21 protein-coding genes are annotated in these 21,893 nt (G+C 67.8%); 12 read left to right on the top strand and 9 right to left on the bottom strand.

The features are described 5' to 3' along the window. Positions 1 to 66 precede the first annotated feature (66 nt). From L0U83_RS37440 to L0U83_RS37415, 6 genes are read right to left on the bottom strand one after another with little or no spacing between them, the layout of a single operon-like run. A complete protein-coding gene (locus L0U83_RS37440) occupies positions 67 to 1,179 on the bottom strand; it encodes a mandelate racemase/muconate lactonizing enzyme family protein (protein ID WP_233889579.1) in 1,113 nt (370 codons plus the stop codon). 26 nt (positions 1,180 to 1,205) lie between these two features. Next, positions 1,206 to 1,964: an ABC transporter ATP-binding protein gene (locus tag L0U83_RS37435; protein WP_233889578.1), complete on the bottom strand. Its 759-nt coding sequence runs from the start codon at positions 1,962 to 1,964 to the stop codon at positions 1,206 to 1,208. Next, positions 1,965 to 2,822 carry an ABC transporter ATP-binding protein gene (locus tag L0U83_RS37430; RefSeq protein WP_233889577.1) on the bottom strand — a complete coding sequence of 286 codons (858 nt, stop codon included), beginning with the start codon at positions 2,820 to 2,822 and terminating at the stop codon, positions 1,965 to 1,967. It lies immediately after the preceding gene. Further along, positions 2,819 to 3,850 (bottom strand): branched-chain amino acid ABC transporter permease, encoded by a 1,032-nt coding sequence (locus L0U83_RS37425; RefSeq protein ID WP_233889576.1) that lies wholly within the window; start codon positions 3,848 to 3,850, stop codon positions 2,819 to 2,821. The genes L0U83_RS37430 and L0U83_RS37425 overlap by 4 nt, the downstream gene beginning before the upstream one ends. Next, positions 3,847 to 4,707 carry a branched-chain amino acid ABC transporter permease gene (locus L0U83_RS37420; protein ID WP_233889575.1) on the bottom strand — a complete coding sequence of 287 codons (861 nt, stop codon included), beginning with the start codon at positions 4,705 to 4,707 and terminating at the stop codon, positions 3,847 to 3,849. Before L0U83_RS37420 ends, L0U83_RS37425 begins: the two co-directional genes overlap by 4 nt. Positions 4,708 to 4,765: 58 nt before the next feature. Further along, complete coding sequence (locus L0U83_RS37415) at positions 4,766 to 5,965, bottom strand: ABC transporter substrate-binding protein (RefSeq protein ID WP_233889574.1); 1,200 nt, start codon at positions 5,963 to 5,965, stop codon at positions 4,766 to 4,768. Positions 5,966 to 6,211: 246 nt separating this feature from the next. On the opposite strand from L0U83_RS37415, the gene L0U83_RS37410 reads away from it, so the two are divergent. The 12 genes from L0U83_RS37410 to L0U83_RS37355 all read left to right on the top strand — a co-directional run bounded on the left by L0U83_RS37410 (position 6,212) and on the right by L0U83_RS37355 (position 18,911). Further along, complete coding sequence (locus L0U83_RS37410) at positions 6,212 to 7,336, top strand: mandelate racemase/muconate lactonizing enzyme family protein (protein WP_233889573.1); 1,125 nt, start codon at positions 6,212 to 6,214, stop codon at positions 7,334 to 7,336. Positions 7,337 to 7,373: 37 nt separating this feature from the next. Further along, positions 7,374 to 8,189, top strand: a complete 816-nt coding sequence (locus tag L0U83_RS37405; RefSeq protein ID WP_233889572.1) for an IclR family transcriptional regulator — start codon at positions 7,374 to 7,376, stop codon at positions 8,187 to 8,189. Positions 8,190 to 8,222: 33 nt separating this feature from the next. Then, positions 8,223 to 8,441 (top strand): 2-hydroxymuconate tautomerase, encoded by a 219-nt coding sequence (gene thmT / locus L0U83_RS37400; protein WP_308445129.1) that lies wholly within the window; start codon positions 8,223 to 8,225, stop codon positions 8,439 to 8,441. A gap of 7 nt (positions 8,442 to 8,448) precedes the next feature. Beyond that, positions 8,449 to 10,137 (top strand): thiamine pyrophosphate-binding protein, encoded by a 1,689-nt coding sequence (locus L0U83_RS37395; RefSeq protein ID WP_233889565.1) that lies wholly within the window; start codon positions 8,449 to 8,451, stop codon positions 10,135 to 10,137. Positions 10,138 to 10,174: 37 nt separating this feature from the next. Further along, complete coding sequence (locus L0U83_RS37390; protein WP_233889564.1) at positions 10,175 to 11,461, top strand: CaiB/BaiF CoA transferase family protein; 1,287 nt, start codon at positions 10,175 to 10,177, stop codon at positions 11,459 to 11,461. 10 nt (positions 11,462 to 11,471) lie between these two features. Beyond that, a complete protein-coding gene (locus L0U83_RS37385; protein WP_233889563.1) occupies positions 11,472 to 12,623 on the top strand; it encodes an acyl-CoA dehydrogenase family protein in 1,152 nt (383 codons plus the stop codon). A 24-nt stretch (positions 12,624 to 12,647) separates the two neighbouring features. Continuing rightward, positions 12,648 to 13,673, top strand: coding sequence for an acyl-CoA dehydrogenase family protein (locus L0U83_RS37380; RefSeq protein WP_233889562.1), 1,026 nt, complete (start codon positions 12,648 to 12,650; stop codon positions 13,671 to 13,673). Between the two features lie 13 nt (positions 13,674 to 13,686). After that, on the top strand, positions 13,687 to 14,490 hold the full coding sequence (locus L0U83_RS37375) for a crotonase/enoyl-CoA hydratase family protein (RefSeq protein WP_233889561.1): 804 nt from the start codon (positions 13,687 to 13,689) through the stop codon (positions 14,488 to 14,490). A gap of 8 nt (positions 14,491 to 14,498) precedes the next feature. Continuing rightward, positions 14,499 to 15,476, top strand: coding sequence for a quinone oxidoreductase family protein (locus tag L0U83_RS37370; protein ID WP_233889560.1), 978 nt, complete (start codon positions 14,499 to 14,501; stop codon positions 15,474 to 15,476). A 67-nt stretch (positions 15,477 to 15,543) separates the two neighbouring features. Next, positions 15,544 to 16,887 (top strand): MFS transporter, encoded by a 1,344-nt coding sequence (locus L0U83_RS37365; protein ID WP_233889559.1) that lies wholly within the window; start codon positions 15,544 to 15,546, stop codon positions 16,885 to 16,887. A 10-nt stretch (positions 16,888 to 16,897) separates the two neighbouring features. Beyond that, a complete protein-coding gene (locus L0U83_RS37360) occupies positions 16,898 to 17,698 on the top strand; it encodes an SDR family oxidoreductase (RefSeq protein ID WP_233889557.1) in 801 nt (266 codons plus the stop codon). A 1-nt stretch (position 17,699) separates the two neighbouring features. Then, positions 17,700 to 18,911: an alpha-hydroxy acid oxidase gene (locus L0U83_RS37355; RefSeq protein ID WP_233889556.1), complete on the top strand. Its 1,212-nt coding sequence runs from the start codon at positions 17,700 to 17,702 to the stop codon at positions 18,909 to 18,911. 46 nt (positions 18,912 to 18,957) lie between these two features. On the opposite strand, the gene L0U83_RS37350 is transcribed toward L0U83_RS37355, so the two are convergent. Genes L0U83_RS37350 through L0U83_RS37340 form a run of 3 tightly spaced genes read right to left on the bottom strand, consistent with a single transcriptional unit; the run spans position 18,958 to position 21,890 of the window. Continuing rightward, positions 18,958 to 19,317, bottom strand: a complete 360-nt coding sequence (locus tag L0U83_RS37350) for a DUF4387 domain-containing protein (RefSeq protein ID WP_233889555.1) — start codon at positions 19,315 to 19,317, stop codon at positions 18,958 to 18,960. Next, positions 19,314 to 20,669, bottom strand: a complete 1,356-nt coding sequence (locus L0U83_RS37345; protein ID WP_233889554.1) for an acyclic terpene utilization AtuA family protein — start codon at positions 20,667 to 20,669, stop codon at positions 19,314 to 19,316. Before L0U83_RS37345 ends, L0U83_RS37350 begins: the two co-directional genes overlap by 4 nt. 51 nt (positions 20,670 to 20,720) lie before the next feature. Next, entirely contained in the window at positions 20,721 to 21,890 is a 1,170-nt protein-coding gene (locus L0U83_RS37340) for an alpha-hydroxy acid oxidase (protein ID WP_233889553.1), read from the bottom strand. Between the last annotated feature and the right edge of the window lie 3 nt (positions 21,891 to 21,893).

Raw genomic sequence — 21,893 nt, 5'->3', positions numbered from 1 at the left:
TATTTTAAGCCACGCGCCACCGCCCGCCGGCGACGTCTTCCCCGAGCGCACCGGCCCACGCCGCGGTCATTCAATGCGACACCGCGCGACGATCTCGGGGTCTGGATCGGCGCCGAGCCCCGGGCCGTCCGGCACGCGGATCAAGCCTCGCGCGTCCGGCAGACCCACGTCGCCGAACAACGGGGTCTCGAGCTTCACGCCAAAGCTTTCGATGCCGCCAATCAACGCCGAGTGGCCGGCGAGCTGCAAGGTCGCGAGCAGCCCCGGGCCGAAATACGGCGAATGCGGCGCGACCGCGCGGCCGTGCATGCTGGCCAGTTCGAGAATCGTGCGGAACTCGCTCACGCCACCCACTTTCGTCACGCTCGGCTGCACGAAATCGAGCGCTCCGCTCGCGATCGCCGCCTTGAACGCCCACGCGTTGGGCAGGTTCTCGCCGGCGGCGAGCGGCACGGGGGCGCGCTCGCGCAGGCGGGCGAGCGCGTCGAAGTCCTCGGGCGGATAGATGGGCTCCTCCAGCCATTTGAGCCGATGCGGAACGAGCCTTTGCGCCATCGCCAGGGCCTCGTTCGGCGTCCACGCGCAGTTCACGTCGAGCATCAGTTCGAAGTCGTCACCGAGCGCCGCGCGCGCGGCCGCCACTGCCTCCACCGTGTGCTCGTGCAGCTTGACCTGCGCGTACCCCCTCTCGCGCACCCGTTCGCAGGCAACGGCCACCGCTCGCGGGTCCGGCATGCGCATGAGGCTCGAATACGCGGGTATCTCGCGTCGGCTCAATCCCCCGAGTAGCTGCCCGAGCGGCACGCCGGCGCGCTTGCCCGCCAGATCCCACAGGGCGATGTCAAGGCCGCCGAGTGCATACTGGGTCGGGCCGCCGCGCCCGAACAGATGCAGCGTATGCTTGAGCCAGCCCATCAGCCCGCTGATGTCGGCGGCGTCGCGGCCCGCCGCGAGAGGGGCGAGAGTGTCGCGAATCACCGCTACCGTCGCCGGTAGCACGTTGTAGCCGAACCCTTCGCCCCAGCCGGTGAGTCCGTCCTCCGTGCAGACCTTGACGAGCGCGTAGCGCAACGTGGTCCAGTTCGTGCCACCGAATCCCGTCGGCGGTCCGTCATGCGTATACCGCAACCCGACGGGTATGGCTTCGATACTGCGGATACGGCTCCCGCTTTCGCTCATAACGTGCTCCGTTGTTCGTGGGTCTATCAGTGGCCAAGGAATGCGCGCTGCAGCGCATCACCGCCCTGCACTTCGCTGCTCGTCCCTTCCCCGACGATGCGCCCCGTCTCGAGCAGATAGCAGTAGTCGGCATACTTGAGCGCCTCGCGCACGAGCTGCTCGACGAGGAGCACCGCGATACCGGCGTCGCACAGTTGCCGCGCGACCTGCAGGATCTGGTCGACCACAATCGGCGCGAGGCCCCGCGAGGGTTCGTCGAGGATCAGCAGCTTCGGTTCGCCGATCACGCCTTGCGCGACCGCGAGGATCTGCTGCTGGCCACCCGAAAGCCGCGAGGCCTGCAGATGGCGTCGCTCGGCGAGCACCGGAAAGAGGTCGTAGACGCGCGCGAGCTTCGTGCGGTCGCCGCGCCGATTCCGCGCGAACGTGCCCAGCAGCAGGTTGTCCTCGACGCTCAGGCTCGTAAACACGCGGTGCCCTTCGAGCACGTGGATCACGCCAGCGCGCACCATTTCGGGCGCGTCGTTCGCGCTGACGTCGGCACCCGCGAACGTCAGTTGTCCTCCTCGTTTCGGCAACAGCGCGGATATCGCCTGCAGGATGGTGGTCTTGCCCGCGCCATTGCGGCCGAGCAGCACCGCAAATTCGCCCCGCCGCACGTGGAAGGCCACATCGTGCACGACCTGAGCCTTGCCGTAGGCCACCGTCAAACCGCGCACCTCGAGCAGGGGGGCCGCAGTCGTGCGTTGACGCGCCGGCGCGTCGATCGAAGCGTTGGCGTTCATTCAGGCTCCCAGATACACACGGATCACTTCGGGGTCGTTGCGCACCTCGGCAGGGCCGCCGCTCGCGAGCGTCTTGCCGAGATTGAGCACGCTCACGCGGTCGCAGACACGGAACACGAAATCCGTGTGATGCTCGACGATCAGCACGCCGATGCCGCACTCGCGCACCGACAGCAGGATCTCGCCGAGCAGGTCGATTTCATGCTCCGTAAGCCCGCCGGCCGGCTCGTCGAGCAGGATGAAGCGAGGACGCATGGCGAGCGCGCGTGCGATCTCGAGGAAGCGTTGCTGCGCGTGGTCGAGCAGATTGGCGCGCCGGTCGATCATCGCGCCGAGGCCGACCCCCACGAGCAGATTGCGCGCGCGCTCGCGCAGCGCCTCGTCACGGCGCATTTGCGCGGGCCACGCGAGCGCCGTGCCGACAAAGCCGGGGCGCGCGTCGTTCCATGCGCCGAGCGCGACGTTGTCGAGCACGCTGAGCGTTTCGAGCAGGCGCGGCTTCTGGAACGTACGCGCGATCCCGCGCCGCGTGCGCGTCTGCACGCTCATTTGCCCGAGCGACTCGCCGTTGAGCGCGATCTCGCCGCTATCGATCCTGTAATAGCCCGAGAGCAGGTTGAGCATCGTCGTCTTGCCGCTGCCGTTCGGGCCGATCAGCCCATGGATCTCGGCCCCGCGCAATTCGAGCGTGACGTCGTCCACCGCCGCGATGCCGCCGAAGCGGCGCACGACGTTGCGCGCGCTCAGCGTATCCGCCGCGGCATCGAGGCGCGCGGCCGGCCCCGACGCAGCTGGGCGGTCATGAACGACGCCTTGTGTGGAAAACTCGACGCGCGCCGCGCTATACGCCTCGTTCATGCCGCCTCCCGTGCGGCCAGAATGGCCCGTTTCAGCAATTCGATATCCGGCGTCAAGGCTTCGTGCTCGTGCTCGTGCTGGTGCCGGGCGGCGCGCCGGCGCACGCCGACACGCAGGCGCAACTGACCGAGCCCTTCGGGCAACAGCAGCACGACCGCGAGCAGCAGCACGCCGTAGAACAATTGGCCATAGCGCGCGAGCGGCGCGACCAGTTCGGGCAGCGCGGTGAGGACGATCGTGCCGATCAGCGGGCCGACGATCGAACCGCGACCGCCGATCACGATGCAGATGAAAAAGAACAGCCCTAGCTCGAAAACGAACGTCTCGGGCGTGATGTAGCTCTGCAGCGTCGCGAACAGCGCCCCCGCGAGTCCCGCGGTGACGCCGCTGAACGTGAAGACGACGAGCCGCACACGATACGTCGGCACGCCGCACGCAGCGGCCGCGACCGTGCTATCGCGCAGCGCGATCATGCCGCGCCCCCACATGGTCCGCACGGCATTCCAGGTGACCCATGTCACGCCGATCGCCACGCCGGCCGTGAGCCAGTACAGTCCTTCCGGCGTGTCGAAAGGCGGCGCGAACGACGGCGCCGCGATCCCCGCGCCGCCGCCCGTCAGGTCGGCCTGCGCGAGCGAGAACTCGCCGACCATCAGCGAGAACGCGAGCGTCGCCATCGCAAAGTAAAAGCCCGGCAGCCGCAGCGCGGGCAAGCCGAGCAGAAACCCGCATACGCCACCCAGCACGCTCACGGCGGCAAGCGTCAAGAGCGGGTTCCAGCCCAACGTGCCGGCGAGGATCGCATAGCCATAGGCGCCGATTGCCAGCAGGCCCACATGGCCAATCGAAAGGAGTCCCATGTAACCGATCACGAGATCGAGGCCGGCGATCAGGATCCAGTAGACGGCGATCAGGGTCGCGAGGTGGACGAGATAGATATTCGGCGCCCACCACGGCAAGCTTAGCGCGAGCAGTGCAGCGCCTGTGGAAGCGGTCCAGCCGGCCTTGCGCTTGGAAGTGATCTTCATACCTGACGATTCAGTCTGGCGCCGAACAGACCTTCGGGCCGGATCAAGAGAAAGGCCATCAGCAGTCCTACCGCGATTGTCTGCTGGTACTGGCCGCCGAGAAAATACGTGGTGAACGCGCTGAGCAGCCCGAGGGCGAGACCGCCCACCAGCGCGCCCAGATTGCTACCGAGGCCGCCCACGGCAATCGCGATGAAGCCGTTCAGCGTGAGCGTCAGCCCGGTCGCGAAGAAGGCAAACGTGAGCTGTCCCGCCGCGAACCCCGCCACACCGCCGATGAGCCCCGCCATGCCATACGAGAGCATGCGCACGCGCGCCGTGTTCACAGCTCGCGCGGATGCGGCGAGCGGGTCTTCGGCAACGGCAAGAAAGACCTTGCCGAATAGCGTGCGCCGGTAGAACAGCTCGAGGCCGCCAGCTAGCAGCACGACCGCGACGATCGGCAGCCAGAACTTCTGATCGAGCGCCCCCGCCTGGAAGCTCTGCGGGAGCACGCGGGGAAACGGCTTCGGCTCCGTGCCCCACCACAAGCCCACGCCCTGCTGCACGATCGTGCCGAGCGCCAGCGTGCTCAGCAGCCACAGGTGATCGGACGAGCGCGCGAGGATGCGCCGGATGGCGACAATCTCAGTCAACATGCCGGCCAGCACCGAGGCCGCGACGGCCCCGAGAAAACCGAGCCAGACCGGCGCGCCCAGCTGATCGACGAGCCAGGCGCCGGTCACCGCGCTCACCATGAACAGGTGGCCCGTCGTCACGCTCAGCACCTTCGAGGTCGAGAACATCACGTTGTAGGCGAGCGCGGCGGCGCCATACAGCGCCCCCATCGCGAGCCCGGTCATCAAGACGGTATCCATGCGAAAGCCAGCCTCCAGTTCGTAGCCGGAGCGCGCGGGGCCGTTGCCCGCGCACCTGTTAGTCGGGGGCGCGCTGGAAGCTGCCGTCCTTGAACGAGTTCGCGCGGTTCATCACGATGCCTGCATCGGGGAAGCCGTTGCGCTGGGTCGCGCCATAGGTGTAGCTCGCATACACGCCGGGGAAGTTCCTGAGCCCCTCCAGGGCCTTCTGCACGGCCGCCGGGTCAGTCGAGCCCGCCGTCTTGATGGCCCGCTCGGCAAGCTTGACCGTGTCATAGCCCATGGCGATCCACCAGAACGTGAAGTCGATCTTGCCGCCGAGGCGCGGGGCAATCTCCTGCATCAGCTTCGCCGTGGGCGCCGGCAGCTTGCCGTTCGCGTCATAGGTCGTGGAGGCGTAGCCCACCGAAAACGTGTTGTCCCAGTAGCTGGGCTTGTTCAGCAACGCGCGGATGGGTGTGCCCATGATCGCGGGGTGGCCGACCACCGGAACGTCCCAGCCCATGTCGCCGCGCGCGTTGAGCACGCGGGCGAGCAGCCCGGTGGCCGCGCTCCACGGCATCACGACGTCGGCGCCGGCCGCGCGCGCCTTGCTCATTTCGTCGGTGAGGCTCGTCTGGTTCGGGTCCACCAGCACGCTGTAGACCGGCTTGATGCCTCGCGCCGCGAGCAGCTGCGTCGCGCGCTTCGCCGTGCTCGTACCGTAGCCGCTGGTGTCGCCGATGATCGCGATCTTGCTGCGCTTGAGCGTGTTCAGCGCGTAGTCGTTGGCCGCGTTGAGCCATTGCTCGTTCGTGTTGATGACGCGAAAGGCGTCCGGATACTTGCGCGCATCCGTGAGTTCGTCGACCGTGCTGATGACGAGATTGGGCGTGCCCGAGCGCGCGACCACCGGCACCGTAGCGAGCGATTCGCCGGAATTGACCGGGCCGATGACGAACGACACCTTCTCGTTGAAGATCAGCTGGTTCGCGTAGTTGACGGCCTTGGTCGGGTCTCCCGCCGTGTCGCGCGTGATGAGCTCGATCTTGCGCCCGTTGATGCCCCCTGCTGCATTGATCTGCTCCACGGCGAACTGCACGCCCTGGTTCTCCGCGCTCGCCGCCGACGATAGCGGCCCCGTCAGTGAGGACAGCCAACCGATCCTGATCGGCCCCGTCTCGGCCGCGTGCGCGCCGGCGCTCGCCACCAGCACCCCCAGCACGGCACCCGTCAACCTGCGGCGCACCGGTCCCAGCAGACATAGCCGTACGGTCATTTCGTCTCCTTAATTTCGCTGATCACAATTTTTCTTTCACTGAACGATATGAGCTAGTGGATTCAATGTCAATCTTGTAAGCACTTGGTGAAATCCCTGGATCACCTTTCGCACAAGAGCTACGTGTCCGCCGCACAAGGGTTTGTCGATCGATCCAAGGGGAAACACTTACTTTCGACCAGCGCAACGATAATTGCATTGGTCAAAAATTAGGTGAATACTGAATGCAACCAACGAGGATTCACCGTGACGAAAGAAGCCGACATGCGCATCACCGGGATCGAACTGTCCGTCGTCAAGTTGCCTCTGGAACGGCCGCAGACCACAGCCATCCATCGCTTCGACCACGTGGCAGCGCTGCTCGTGACCGTGCGCACCGACATTGGTCTCAGCGGCGAGGGTTACGCGTTCTGCTTCGACGTCGAGCGCATGCAGTCGATCGCGGCGCTCGCGCAATCGCTGAAATCGCTCTATCTCGGGCGCGACCCGCACGACGTGGAGGCGCTGTGGGCCGAAGCGTTCCGCTCGTTGAACTTCTACGGCCAGGCCGGCATCGCCGTCATCGCCATGACGCCTTTCGATGTCGCCTGCTGGGACCTGGTCGGCAAGGCGGCCGGACGGCCGCTCTACCAGCTGTTCGGCGCGTGTCGCACAAGCGTGCCCATCTATGCGAGCGGCGGCCTGTGGCTGTCCGCCACGCCCGAGCAATTGCAGGAGGAAGCGCGAGCGTTCCTCGCCCAGGGTTTCAAGGCGATGAAGCTGCGCATCGGCTCCGCGCGCTGGCAGGACGATGTGGCGCGCGTCGAATGTGTGCGCGAGGTGATCGGCCCCGAAATCGCGCTGATGGTGGACGCCAATCAGGGGCTCACGCCCCAGAAGGCGATCCGCCTTGGGCGTGCGCTCGAGCGCTTCGATCTCGTCTGGTTCGAGGAGCCGCTGCCCACCTGGGACGACGCCGGTAACGCGGCTCTTGCGAATGCGCTCGACACGGCGATCGCGAGCGGCGAAACGGAGTTCACGCGCTACGGCGTGAGGCGCATGGTCGAGGCGCGCGCCGCCGACATCATGATGCCCGACCTGCAACGTATGGGCGGCTTCACCGAAATGCGCAAGGCGGCCAGTTACCTGGCCGCGCGCGACGTGCCGGTCTCGCCGCATATCTTCACGGAACACAGCATGCATATCGTCGCCTCGTCAAAACATGGTCTGTACTGCGAATCGTTCCCGTGGTTCGAACCGCTCTTCAGGCAGAAAGTGCAACTCGACGAACACGGCCATGCGGCGATGCCGAAGGCCCCCGGGGTGGGGTTCGAATTCGACTGGGAGCGGCTCGACGCGCTCAAGGTCGCCTCGCCGGTGCTGGGCGGCTGAGCCCGCCGTCTCCCACGCTGCAAACGTGAGGCCGAGCATGGTCCTTTCCCTCGAAACGCCCGCGAGCCACGACGCGCTGACCGGCACGCTCGCGCGCGGCCTCGCCATGCTCGACGCGCTGCTGGCCGCGCGCGCGCCGCTCACGCTCGCGGAGATCGCCGCGAGCGTCGGTCTCGAACAGAGCACGACGCTGCGGCTCCTGCGCGCGCTGGAGGTGGCCGAATACGTCGTGCGCCAGCCGTTCACGAAGCGCTATTCGCCGTCGCCCAAGGCCATTCATCCGTTCGCCCTGCTCCATCCCGTTGAGCAGTTGCGGCGCGAGACCTCGGCGTTCGTGCGCGACATCGCCAACGACCTGCAGCAAACAGTCGTGTTCATCCTCTTTGTCGGATACGAGCGCATGGTCGTGGAAATCGCGCAAACGCCGGGCTCGCTGAGTCCGTACTACGGCACCTGGCTGCGCGGGCCCCTGCACGGCAGCGGCGGCGGCAAATCATTGCTGCTGGGCCTCGACGGCGCAGCGCGCCGCGCGGTGCTCGGCGAGGAGCCGTTTGCCGCCTGGACCGATGCCACCCTCACCAGCTGGGCGCAGCTCGACGCGGACCTCGCGCAGGCCGCCACGCGCGGCTATGTGGTGGCGCGTGACGAGCAGCGCGTGGGCGTGACCGCCATCGGCGCGCCGGTCAGGTCCTGGGCGCACGGGGCGGTGGGCTGCCTCGTGATGACCGGGCTGACCCGCGACCTCGATGCAGCGCGCACCGAGACATGCGCGGAGAGGATCCGCGAGGCCGCCAGCCTGTTCCTGTATCAAGCCCCTTCACTAGGTGCCGCCGCGCAGTTCTGCGGCCACTGATTCCCTTTACGTCCGCCCCCAGAGAGGAAACGCATCATGCCCATCGTCCAGATCACGATGATCGAAGGCCGCAGCCAGGAACAGAAAGCGGCGATGTACCGCGAAGTCGCCGACGCACTTCACCGCACCTTGAACGCACCGCTCGACAACATCCGCATCATGGTCTACGAAGTGCCGCCCCAACACTTTTCAACCGCCGGCGTGGCCAAAACCGGGCCGTCCGGCGCCGCCCCTTCCCCCGACAACGCCTGACAGAACCATGCGAAACGAGACCCTCAAGGCGCGCACCGGCGGCCAGATCCTGATCGACCAACTGGTGCTGCACGCCGTTGAACACGTCTTCTGCGTGCCCGGAGAAAGCTTCCTCGCCGCGCTGGACGCGCTGCACGACACGTCGGTCAAGCTCACCGTGTGCCGCCAGGAAGGCGGGGCGGCCATGATGGCCGAAGCCTGCGGCAAGCTCACGGGACGTCCCGGCGTGTGCTTCGTCACGCGCGGACCGGGCGCGAGCAACGCTTGCCACGGCGTGCATATCGCACAACAGGACTCCACGCCGTTGATCCTGTTCGTCGGCCAGGTCGAGCGCGGCATGCGCGGGCGCGACGCCTTCCAGGAACTCGACTACCGGGCCGTGTTCGGCTCCATGGCCAAATGGGTCACCGAGATCGACGACCCGAAGCGGATTCCGGAGATCATCGCGCGCGCCTTTCATGTCGCGACCTCCGGGCGACCGGGGCCGGTCGTCATCGCCCTGCCCGAAGACATGCTGGTCGAAACCGCCGACGCGGGCGACGCCCGCCCTCACCAGCCACTTCAGACCTGGCCCGGCGCGCCGGACCTCGACGCCTTGCAGCGCCTGCTGGCCACCGCGCGGCGCCCCATCGCGTTGCTGGGCGGCAGCGGCTGGGACGAGCAGGCCGTCGAGGACATGGTGCGGTTTTCGGAGCGCTACAGCCTGCCCGCGGCGGTGTCGTTCCGCCGCCAGATGCTGTATCCGGCGCAGCACCCGAACTTCATCGGCGACCTGGGCCTCGGCCCGAATCCCAAACTGGTGGAGCAGTTCCAGAACGCCGATCTGGTCTTGCTGATCGGCGGCCGCCTCTCCGAAGCCGCGAGCCAGGGCTACACCTTGCTGCGCATTCCGGACCCGGTGCAGCTACTGGTCCATGTTCACCCCGATGCGGCCGAACTGGGCAGCGTCTATCAGCCCGACCTGGCGATTCACGCTTCGATGCGGCAGTTCGCGGCCGCGGCCGCCCGGCTCGAACCGCCGGCGTCGCCGCCGTGGGCCGAGTCCACGCGCAGCGCGCGCAGCCGCTACGAAAGCTGGAGCGACCCGCAGTCGATCGATTCGCCGGGCGCATTGCAGATGGCGCAGGTCGTCGCGTGGCTGCAGGAGCGCCTGCCTGCCGATGCCATCCTCTGCAACGGCGCCGGCAACTACGCGACGTGGCTGCACCGCTTCTTCCGCTTTTCGCAGTACGGCACCCAGCTCGCGCCGACGAGCGGCTCGATGGGTTACGGCACACCGGCAGCCGTTGCCGCGAAACGGCTCTACCCGGAACGCACAGTGGTCGCGTTCGCCGGCGACGGCTGCTTCCTGATGAACGGGCAGGAGTTCGCCACCGCCGTTCAGTACGAGTTGCCGATCGTCGTGATCGTCGTCGACAACGGCATGTACGGGACCATTCGTATGCACCAGGAAAAAATCTACCCGGGGCGCGTCACCGCCACGGCGCTGCGCAACCCCGACTTCGCCGCTTTCGCCGAGGCGTTCGGCGGGTACGGCGAGCGCGTCGAGAGCACCGCGCAGTTCGGGCCGGCGCTCGAGCGCGCGCTCGCTTGCGGGCGGCCGGCAATCCTGCATTGTCTTCTGGACCCCGAAGCGATTACGCCCAACGCCTCGCTCAGCGCCCTGCGCGAAGCGGCCCAGGCCTCCCGCGCGTGAACGACGCCGCCCACCACGACCGAACTTGCGCCGAGTCATGACGATACCCTCCAGCCCCTCGCCGCGCGGCGACGAATCCTGCGCCCCCGGCGCGCTGTCCCATGTGCGCGTGCTCGACCTTTCGCGGATCCTCGCGGGACCGTGGGCCACGCAACTGCTGGCCGACCTGGGCGCCGACGTCATCAAGATCGAGCGCCCCGGTGTTGGCGACGACACGCGCAGCTGGGGGCCGCCGTACGTCAAGGATCGCGAAGGCAACGACACGCGCGACGCCGCGTATTTCATGTGCGCGAACCGCAACAAGAAGTCCGTCTGCATCGACTTCACGAAACCCGAGGGCGCGCGCCTGTTGCGCGAGATGGCGGCGCACGCCGACATCGTGGTCGAGAACTTCAAGGTGGGTGGCCTCGAGCCATATGGACTCGACTACGCGTCGCTGCAGGCGCTCAATCCGCGGCTCATCTACTGCTCCATCACGGGTTTCGGGCAGACCGGGCCCTATGCCGCCCGCGCGGGCTATGACTTCCTCGTGCAGGGCCTCGGCGGCTTGATGAGCGTCACCGGCCGTGCCGACGACGATGCCGGCGCCGGCCCGCTCAAGGTCGGCGTCGCGCTGACCGACGTGCTGACCGGCCTGTACGCGTCGAACGCGATCCTCGCCGCGCTGGCGCATCGTGAGATCAGCGGGGCGGGCCAGCACATCGATCTGGGGCTGCTCGACGTGCAGGTCGCAACGCTCGCGAATCAGGCCATGAACTACCTGTACGGCGGCACGGTGCCGCACCGGCTCGGCAACGCACATCCGAACGTGGTGCCCTACCAGGACTTCCCGACCGCCGACGGCGACATGATTCTCGCCGTCGGCAACGACGCGCAGTTCGCCCGGCTGTGCCAGGTGCTGGCGCATCCCGAGTGGGCCGACGACCCGCGCTTCGCGACCAATGCCGCGCGCGTGGCGCACCGCGCGACGCTTGTGCCGCTGCTGCGCGCCGTCACCGTGCAACGCGGCACCGACGCCTGGGTCGCGCTGCTCGAAGCGGCGGGCGTTCCGTGCGGCCCCATCAATACGGTCGATCGCGTATTTCGCGATCCGCAGGTCGTCGCGCGCGGGCTCAAGCTGGAGTTGCCGCATCCGGTGGCGGGCTCGGTCCCGCTCGTGGCCAACCCGATCCGCCTCTCGGCGACGCCGGCCACCTACCGCGGCGCCCCCCCGTTGCTCGGCGAACACACCCACGACATGCTCGCCTCCCTGCTCGGCCTCGATGCCGCCGCGCTCGAACGCCTCACCGCGGATGGCGTGATCGGCTCCTCAACCCTTCGATGAAACGACTGCGATGATAGAACCCCTTGCCTGCGTCGCGCTGCCGCCAGAGGACGAGGCGCTGCGCGCCGAGGTGCGCGCCTTCCTGCGCGAGCGCTTGCGCGCGCTTCCCGCCGACGCCCGCGCGCGCTCGTGGATGGGCTTCGACGCCGACTTCAGCCGCGCGCTCGGCGCGCGCGGCTGGCTTGGGCTGACCCTGCCGAAGGCGTATGGCGGCAGCGATCGCGGCGCATTCGCGCGCTTCGTGCTCGCCGAGGAACTGCTCAATGCCGGCGCGCCGGTCGGCGCCCACTGGATCGCGGACCGGCAAAGCGGTCCGCTGATCGCGCGGTACGGCAGCGAGCGCCAGAAGCGCTTTTACCTGCCGCGCATCTGCCGTGGCGAAGCGTTCTTCTGTATCGGCATGAGCGAGCCCGGCTCCGGTTCCGATCTGGCCTCCGTACGCACCCGTGCGACGCGGGCGGACGGCGGCTGGACGCTCTCGGGGCAGAAGCTTTGGACCACCCAGGCGCATCGCTCTCACTACATGATCGCTTTGGTGCGCACGTCCGGCACGAGCGAGGACCGTCATCGAGGTCTCTCGCAGGTGATCGTCGATCTGTCATTGCCTGGCGTGAGCGTGCGCCCCATCGAGGATCTGAGCGGCGACCAGCACTTCTGCGAAGTCTTCTTCGACGACGTGCGGCTCGACGACGACGCGCTGATCGGCAGCGAAGGCGAAGGCTGGAGCCAGGTCACCGCCGAGCTTGCATTCGAGCGCAGCGGCCCCGAGCGCATTTACTCGAGCATCGTCGTGCTCGACGAATGGTTGCTCCACCTGCGCGCGACACGCCGGCACGACGCACGGCACGCGCACTGCGCGGGCCGGCTGCTGGCGCATCTCGGCACGCTGCGCGCGATGTCGGTCGCCGTGACCGCGCAATTGGCCCGTGGTGCGAGCCCGGTCATCGAAGCCGCGCTGACGAAGGACCTCGGCACCGAGTTCGAGCAACTCGTGCCGACCCTCGTCGGCGACCTCCTGAACGATCCCGATGCCCCGCCGCCGCCCGCCGCGCTGGTCCGCGCGCTCGCTTACGTCACCGGCATGGCGCCTTCGTTCTCGCTGCGCGGCGGCACGCGCGAAATCCTGCGCGGCATGATCGCCCTGGGACTCGGGTTGCGCTGAACACAGAACCTCACGGAGATTGAATTGGACGAACTGATTTCCGGCGCCTTTGAACGCCTGCTGGCGGATCATTGCAACGCCGCTGCGGTCCGGGCCATCGAGCACGACCGGGGCGCACAGCGCGTGTGGCAGGCCTTCGTCGAATCGGGCTTCCCGGACACGGTGCTCGCGAGCGCGCACGGCGGCGCAGGCCTCGCCCTGCGCGATGCGTATCCGCTGTTCGAGGCCTGCGGGCGCTACGCCGTGCCACTACCCTTCGCTGAGACGATGGCGCTACGCGCGGCGCTCGCGCAGGCGGGCGGCGAAGCGGCCTTGGCCGGTGTGACCGGGCCGCTCGGCATCGCGCCGCGCGCGGCCCGCTCCGCGGAGGACATCGTGCTCGCGCGCGTGCCGCACGGCCTGCATTGCGAGTGGGTTGCACTCGAGCACGATGGCCGTCCCGCGCTATGGCCGACCGCCGAAGCCGAAGTGAGCTGCACCGGCATTGCCGGCTGTCGCGACGCGACGATCCGCTGGCATGGCGTGCCGCGCGCGGCGCGGGCGTTGCCGCCGCTCGACTGGCCGACGCTCGGCGCGTCGCTTTGCGCGGCGCGCATGGCGGGCGCGATGGCGCGCGTGCTGGAACTGTCGCTCGACCACGCCCGCCAACGCGTCCAGTTCGGGCGCCCCATCGGCAAGTTCCAGGCAATGCAGCAACAGATCAGCCAGCTCGCCGAGCGTGTGGCCGCCACGCGGATCGCCGCGCAACTCGCGCTTCCCGCCGAAGGCATCGCACCGCGCCCCGATGCGGCGCCCATGGCCAAAGGCTACGCGAGTGAGGCGGCGGTGCTCGTGTGCGCGGTCGCCCACGCCGTGCACGGCGCCATCGGCATCACGGCCGAGCACGACCTTTCGCTGTTCACGCGCCGCCTGCATGAATGGCGCGCGCACTACGGCTCCGAGTCGTACTGGTACGAGCGGCTCGGCGCCGCCTGGATCGACATGCCGGAGGCCTCGCAGGCCAGCGCGCTCGACTACGTCCGCGGCCAACTTTCTCCCTCGCTCGCCTGAGCGCAATACGACAATGAATCCATTTCTCGACATCCAGCGTGACGGCGCGATCGTCACACTCACCATGCACGCCCCCGAAGTGCGCAACGCCCTGACCGGCAACAGCGCTGTCGACGAGTTCGTCGCCGCCTGCGCGCAGATCAACGCCGATACAAGCGTGCGTGCCGTCATCATCACGGGCGGCGACACGATCTTCTCCTCCGGCGGCAACGTCAAGGCAATGCAGCGCTACTTCGACGATGCGCTGGACGCGACGCGCATCGTGGACGAATACCGCGGGGGCATCCAGCGCCTGACGCGCGCCGTGTTTGGCCTCGAAGTGCCCTCGGTGGCCGCGGTGAGCGGCCCGGCAATCGGGGCCGGCTGCGATCTGGCCTGCATGTGCGATATTCGGATCGCCTCGGAACGCGCCACCTTCGCCGAGAGCTTCGTGAAGGTCGGCATCGTGCCGGGCGACGGCGGCGCATGGTTGTTGCCGCGTGCGGTCGGCATGTCGCGCGCCGCGGAAATGGCCTTTACCGGCGATGCCGTCGACGCCCGCGAGGCGCTCGCAATCGGCCTCGTTTCGCAGGTCGTGCCGCCCGAGCAGTTGATGAGCGCCGCGCGCGGCCTTGCCGCACGTATCGCCGCGAACTCGGGGCCGGCGCTGCGCATGACCAAGCGCCTGATGCGCGAAGGCCAGACGTGCGGCCTCGACAGCGTCCTCGAACTCTCGGCGACCATGCAGGCCATCGCGCACAAGACCCCGCAGCACCGCGAAGCCGTGCTCGCGTTCATCGAAAAGCGCAAGCCGCAGTTCGAGGAGTCCGCGCAATGAGGCCCGCCATGGATAAAGCCATCGTGATCGATCGCGCCGGCGGCCCCGAAGCGATGCGCTACGTACCGTTCGAAGCTGGCGCGCCGGGGCCGGGCGAAGCAAGGGTGCGCCACCACGCCATCGGCCTGAACTATATCGACATCTACTACCGCAGCGGCATGTACGCGCATCCGCTGCCGACCGGGCTCGGCGTCGAGGCGGCCGGCGTCGTCGAGGCCGTCGGCCCTGGCGTGAGCGCTATCGCGCCCGGCGATCGCGTGGCTTACGCCAGCCGCCAGCTCGGCGCCTACGCGAGCGCGCGCGTCATCCAGGCCGACCGGCTCATCAAGCTGCCCGACGACATTTCGTACGAGCAGGCGGCCGCCATCATGCTGCAAGGGCTGACGGCCCAATATCTGCTGCGCCAGACCTGGCGTGTGCAGCCCGGCGAGACGATCCTGTTCCACGCGGCCGCGGGCGGCCTCGGGTCGATCGCCACGCAATGGGCGAAGCATCTCGGCGCCACCGTGATCGGCACGGTCGGCTCCGACGCCAAGGCCGAACGAGCCCGCGCCAATGGCTGCGCGCACACCATTGTCTACACCCGCGAGAACGTGGTGGAACGCGTGCGTGAGATCACAGGCGGCGAAGGCGTGCCAGTGGTCTACGATTCCGTTGGCAAGGACACCTACTGGATATCTCTGGACTGCCTGCGTCCGCTCGGACTCCTTGTTAGTTGCGGCAACGCCTCGGGGCCCATTCCACCGATCGACTCCCAGGAACTCGCGAAGCGCGGCTCGCTGTTCTTCACGCGCCCCGGCGTCTTCACCTATACCGCCCGGCGGGACAATCTCGAGCGCATGTGCGCCGAGCTGTTCGACGTGATCCGCTCGGGCGCGGTACGTATCGACATCGCGCAGCGTTTCGCGCTCGGCGACGTGGCCGAGGCTCACCGCAAGCTCGAGTCGCGGCAAACCACCGGAGCGACGATCCTTCTGCCGGACTGAATGCCGTACCCGGGTCCTGCCCGGTGCCGTTGCTTAGAACCACCAAAAATATGGTCAGGAGACTTCAATGGACATCCCGGAAAGCGAAATCGCGCCGGCGCTAGCCGACAGCGCATCAGAACGTGAGGCGCTATACCGGCGCGTCACGCTACGCCTCGTGCCGTTCCTGTTCGTCTGCTACCTGGTGGCGATGATCGACCGCACCAGTGTCGGCTACGCGAAGCTGCAGTTCCTGACGGAGCTTGGCTTCAGCGAAGCGGCATACGGGCTCGGCGCCGGGTTGTTCTTCGCCGGCTACGTGGTGTTCGAAGTGCCGAGCAACATTTACCTGAACCGCTTCGGCGTTCGACGCACCATCCTGCGCATCATGGTGGCTTGGGGACTCGCCACGACGCTCATGTTCCTCGTGCGCACGCCCACGCAGTTTTATCTCGCGCGCTTCCTGCTGGGCGTGGCCGAAGGCGGGTTCTTTCCGGGCATCCTGCTGTACATCACATACTGGTTTCCGGCCGACAAGAAAGGCCGCATCTACGCGATGTTCATGCTCTCCAACCCCTTCTCGGGACTGGTGGGGGGCGTGATCGCCGGGGCGATCATGTCGGGGCTCGACGGCGCGTTCGGCCTGCATGGCTGGCAGATGCTGTTCATCGGTGTGGGCGTGCCGGCCATCGCGCTGGGGATCATCGCATTCTTCTACCTGCCTGACGGACCCGAGCAGGCGCGGTGGCTCACCCCCGATGAGAAGCAGTACATCGCGTGGGACGTCGCGAAGTCGCGCGCGAGCGCCACGCCCTCCAAAACCAGCGCGCTCGGCCGCGCCCTGCTCAACCGCCGCGTGTGGATCGCGGCAGCCGCGTATTTCACGCTGGTCTCGGCCGTCACCGTGCTCTCGCTCTGGGGACCGTCGATCATCAAGTCACTCGGCGTTCACGACGTCGGCATGGTGGGTTTTGTTTCGGCGGTGCCCTACACCGTCGGCTGTCTCTCGATGTACCTGGTGGGCCGCAACTCCGACCGCGTGCTCGAGCGCCGCTGGCACTTCATCTTCTGCTCGCTGATGGCGGCCGCCGGTGCCCTGCTGCTCGCCACGGTCCACGGCCATACGGCAATGTCGATCCTGTTCATCTCGATGATCGCGTTCGGCGTCTACGGAGAATACGCCGTGTTCTTCACGATGCCGGCCGCCTTCCTGGAGGGCGCCATCGCCCCCGCGGGACTGGCGATCATCACCACGGTCGGCAGCCTCGGCGGTTTCGTCACTCCCGCGCTGATCGGCTGGGTCAAAAGCGCCACCGGCAGTCTCGACTATGGCATCGCACTCTCGGGGCTCATCAGCATTGCGGGCGCGGTGCTCGTCTGGCTCGGGATCCCCGCGCGGCTGATGCGCGCGGTTGAACAACGCACACACTAGGAGCACAGCGATGGACCTGGGATTGCGAGGCAAGACGGCGCTCGTTTGCGGCGCCAGCAAGGGGCTCGGCCACGCGTGCGCCGAAGCCCTGGCACGCGAAGGCGTCAACCTGGTCGTCGTCGCGCGCGGCGAGGACGCGCTGGCCGCCGCCGCGGGCCGCCTGCGCGCGAGCGGCGCGACCGTCGTACCCGTGGCCGCCGATATCGCCACACCCGAGGGCCGGGAGCGCGCACTCGCCGCCGCGCAACAGGCGGGCGCAAGGAGCGCCGCGCAATTCGACATCGTGGTGACCAACACGGGCGGCCCGCCAGCGGGCAACTTCCGCGAGTTCACCGCGGCGGACTGGCTCGACGCGATCAACACCAACATGCTGAGCGCGATCGAGTTGATCCGCCTCACGGTGGACGGCATGATCGAGCGCCGCTGGGGCCGCATCGTCAACATCACGAGCACGGCGGTGAAGGCGCCCAGTGCGTATCTGCCGCTCTCCAACGGCGCGCGGTGCGGACTGAGCGGCTTCGTCGCCGGTGTCGCCCGCGAAGTCGCGCCGTATGGCGTCACCATCAACAACCTGTTGCCCGGCGTATTCGACACCGACCGGCTGGCCGGCAATTTCGCCACTGTCGCCAGCCGCGACGGCGTGAGCGCCGCCGAGGTCCGCGAGCGCCGACGCACACAGACCGCGCCCCAACGCTTCGGCCACCCCGACGAGCTAGGCGCCTGGTGCGCCTTCATCTGCAGTGCTCAGGCCTCCTATCTGAATGCGCAGAACATCCTGCTCGACGGCGGCACCTATCCCGGCACTTTCTGAAATGAAGCTGACTTCGATCCGTACCTTGGCCGAATTCGAACGCCATGCGCGCCGCCGTTTGCCGCCGAGCGTCTACAGCTTCGTCGCCGGCGGCGCTGGCGACGAAGCGGCGCTTCGCGGCAACCGCACCGCCTACGACGGCTGGGCCTTCACGCCGCCCGCGCTCGTCGACATCTCACGGCGCGACATGGCCACGCCGCTTCTGGGCCGCGTCTGGGCGGCGCCGTTCGGTATCGCGCCGATGGGAGTGATGGCGCTGTGCCGACATCGCGCCGACCTGATCATCGCGCGCGCCGCGCACGAGGTCAATATCCCTTTCGTGTTGAGCGGCGCGTCGACCACGCCGCTCGAACAGGTGCTGGCCGTGGCGCCCAACGCCTGGTTCCAGGCCTATATCCCGAAAGCGCGTGAGGTTGTCGCGCCCCTGCTCGCCCGCCTGCGCGCGGCCCGCGTCACCACGCTCGTGGTGACCGTGGACGTGCCGATCGCCGCGAAGCGCGAGCGCGAGTTGCGCGCGGGCTTCAGCGTGCCTTTGCGGCCCGGCTTCAAGCTGTTCGGCGGCGCGCTGTCACACCCGCGCTGGCTTGCCGGCACGGCGCTGCGCACGCTGCTCGACGGCGGGGTTCCCCACTTCGAAAACTACGGGGCCCAGCGCGGAGGTCCGATCGTCACCGGCTTGCGGGACGACCATCGCGCGGGGCGCGACCGCCTTGGCTGGGACGACATTGCCTGGATTCGCGATCAATGGGCTGGGCGTCTCGTCGTCAAGGGACTACTGCGCGCCGACGACGCGAGCCGGGCACAGGCCATCGGCACCGATGCGATTGTTGTGTCGAATCACGGCGGGCGGCAGCTCGACCACGCCATCGCGCCGCTCGACGCATTGCCGGCCATACGCGCCGCCGCGCCGCATATGGCGGTCCTGCTCGACGGCGGCGTTCGCCGCGGAACGGACGTGCTCAAGGCACTGGCGCTGGGCGCCGACTTCGTGTTCGCCGGTAGGCCATTCCTGTTCGCAACAGCGGTGGCGGGAGCGCAAGGCGTCGCCCACGCGATCGCGTTGCTGCGCCAGGAAGTGGATACGACGATGGCGTTGTCCGGTACGCCAGCGCTGTCCTCAATGCGCGCCGACCTGCTGGTGCGGCGTGTTGCGCTCACGGCGGATCCCGCGCCGGCAACGCGCCGCGAAGCGATGGCAAGCCTTGCGGACTGAGCGGCGCTCCTGCGGCGGCGGCCCCTTGGCGTCGGCTTGCCGGGACTCACTCCCGCGAAACGGCTTCCAGCTCCACTCGTACATTGCGCACGGGAATGGCGAAATCGAGCAACGGCGCATGCTGCTGGCAGCCGTACATGTCGGATTCGCCGAGCCGCCCTTGCGGCAACGGGCGGCGCATCGTCACCTTGATCGCCTGACCGCGCGGGACGGCGAAGATCGACGTGATCGCGCCGCCGTCCACGCCGAAGAGTTCGGCCATCGCGGCTTTCGTGAATCGACCGGAGTGCCATGCGGCTTCGAAATGCGCGGCGTCTTCGAACATCACATCGAAGGTGAGCAGAAACGGGCCGGCATTTTTACTGCGGATCACCGTTGCGAGCGATGACAGCGGAACGGTCGTCATGATGCGAGCGCCTCATGGTGAATGGGAAATAGCGCCGTGGGCGACACGGTTTTAAGCAGGTGATACGTGGAGAATTCGTACACCGGCCCGGCGTCCACTTCGGAGGGCGAATACGGAAACGCGAGATTGCCCGCCGTGTTGTACATACCCGGAAAACTCACGTGCAACAGCGTGCCGCTAAGGAAATGCGCCGCCGCGTGCGCAAGCGACTGCTCGTGCGCGACCGCTTCGATCACGAGCCCGAGTTCGTGGGTCGCCGTCTTCTTCACCGGTTCGAGGCCGCGCATCACGCCGTCACGGCCATAGACGTGGAACTGCACGTCGAGATCGGGCGCGGCGAAATAAGCGAGCGCGGCGGCTTTCGCGTCGGCGAGCAGCGTGTCGATGCGCGCGACCATCGTCGGGCATCGCACGCCCGCGACGGTGATGGTCCGGTAACCGCGCCGGCGCGCACCTTCGAGCTTGATCCAGTAATCGTCCGTGGCAATGAATCGCGAACCGTTCACGCGCACCTCGCGCTCGCTGATCTGCGTGAATTCGCACGCGGACAGATCGAGCTCATGGCCCGGCCCGGCCTGACGAAACGGATTCTCGCGCTCGTAGAGCGTGTGCGCGGCCACCGAGGTCAGCGACGCACGCCGCTTCATGCTGCCCGGCTCCAGTGTGAAACCCGTATTGTCAATGGTCCCCATCATCACGTCGGTGCCGTGCGGCTCGGCCGAAAACGCGCCGCATTCGAGAATCTTGCCCATATGGATCGCGAGCCCTGGATCGGCACCCTTCCAGATCGGAAACGCGGCGATCACCGAGTCATCGCAGGCGCGGCCCGCGATGATCACGTCCGCGCCGGCTTCCAGCGCCTCGACGATCGGCTCGTGGCCCATCTGCGCGACGATCGCATGACTGGCGCGCGCCTCGTCCGCGCTCAGCTCCCAGCCGGCCTCGAAGTCTCGCACCTCGCCGCACCCCACCGCATCGGCGACGACGCTTGCCGCGATATCGGCGTAGATCCACGCGAGACGCAGGCTCAGTGCATGCTCGGCGACGATCTCGCGCACGATGCGTACCACGTCGTCGACGTGGATGCGCGTCCCCGCGCCGCCCGCGCTGCCGACGATCACCGGAATGCCCGCCTTGCGCGCGGCGAGAATCAACTGCGTGAGTTCGCGGCGGATGCTGATTTCCGACACCAGCGCTTCGCCCGAGCCCAGATAGTGCGGGCCGGGATCGGTCGAACCGGCATCGACGGCGATCACGTCGGGCTGCATCGACATTGCGCGTTCGAACGCATCGTTCGCGAAGCCGTAGCCTAGCGTGCAGGTGGGTGTGAGTACGCGTATTGGCTTATCCATAGGTCTCCTTACCATGACGCACAATGCGTCGGAAGATGAAAGCGTGGTGCGTCAGTCGCGCAGCAGTTGGAGTCGAGCGACTTCGTCGATGCGGTTGATGCCGAGCAGTCCCATGTTCGTGCTGATTTCACGCTTCAATATCGCCAGTGCGTGTGCGATACCGGCTGCGTCTGCGGCAGCGGCGGCCAGCAGGATCGGCCGTCCGACGAACACGAAGTGCGCGCCGCAATGGAGCGCCTTCAGCACGTCCGAGCCGCGCCGCACGCCGCCGTCGTACATCAGTGTCAACCGGTCGACGCGCGCGGCGATGGCTTCGAGCGCGTCGAGCGAGCCGATTGCGCAATCTACCTGGCGCCCGCCATGATTCGACACGACGATGCCATCAATGCCGGCCTGCTCAGCGAGGACCGCGTCGGCGGCGGACATCACGCCCTTGAGAACGAGGTGGCCTTGCCAGCGTTTCCGGATGCGCTCGACATGTGCCCACGACAGCGCGCCGCGCCGCCCGATGTCGCGCACCAGCGTGCGCGACAGCACCGGCGGCCCCGCCACCGCGTCCATGTTCTCGAAGCGCAGCGGCCGACGCGCGAGCAGGCTTTCGCCGAGCACGCGCCAGCACCACGACGGCCTGGTGATCGCCTGCCACGCGATTTGCGCGCTCGGCCTCACCGGCGAACGGAAGCCGTGCTTCTCAGCGTGTTCGTGCTGGCCATGCACGGCAGTGTCGACGTTGATGACAAGGGTGTCGAAGCCCGCCTGCGCGACGCGTTCGAGCATCGGATCGATACGCGCGGCGTCGCCCGGAACGTACGCCTGGAACCAGCTCGTCGCGCCTGCCGCGCGCACCGCTTCGAGCGGCGTCAGTGAAGCGCCGCTCAGGATGAACGGCACGCCCGCTTCGGCTGCCGCACGCGCCAGCCGTTCGTCCGCGTGCGCGGCCGCCATCCGGCTGAAGCCCATTGGCGCGATGCCGAACGGACTCTCGTATTCGACGCCGAAGAGCGTCGTACGCGTGTCGCGCCGTTCGATATCGACCAGCACGCGCGGCACGAACGAACGTGTCTCGAAACCACGCAGGTTGCGTCGATGCGCGGCGCCATCCTCGGCCCAGCCGGACACGTACGCGTACATGGCCGCGGGCAGGCGGCGTTTCGCGACGTTCGCGAAGTCGTTCAGGCACAGCACGTCGCGCAGGTGCGCCGACCGTTGCGGCGCCTCCACGCG

This window comes from Paraburkholderia flagellata (assembly GCF_021390645.1).
Lineage (GTDB): Bacteria > Pseudomonadota > Gammaproteobacteria > Burkholderiales > Burkholderiaceae > Paraburkholderia > Paraburkholderia flagellata.
This window is presented reverse-complemented; position numbering and strand designations above follow the sequence as displayed.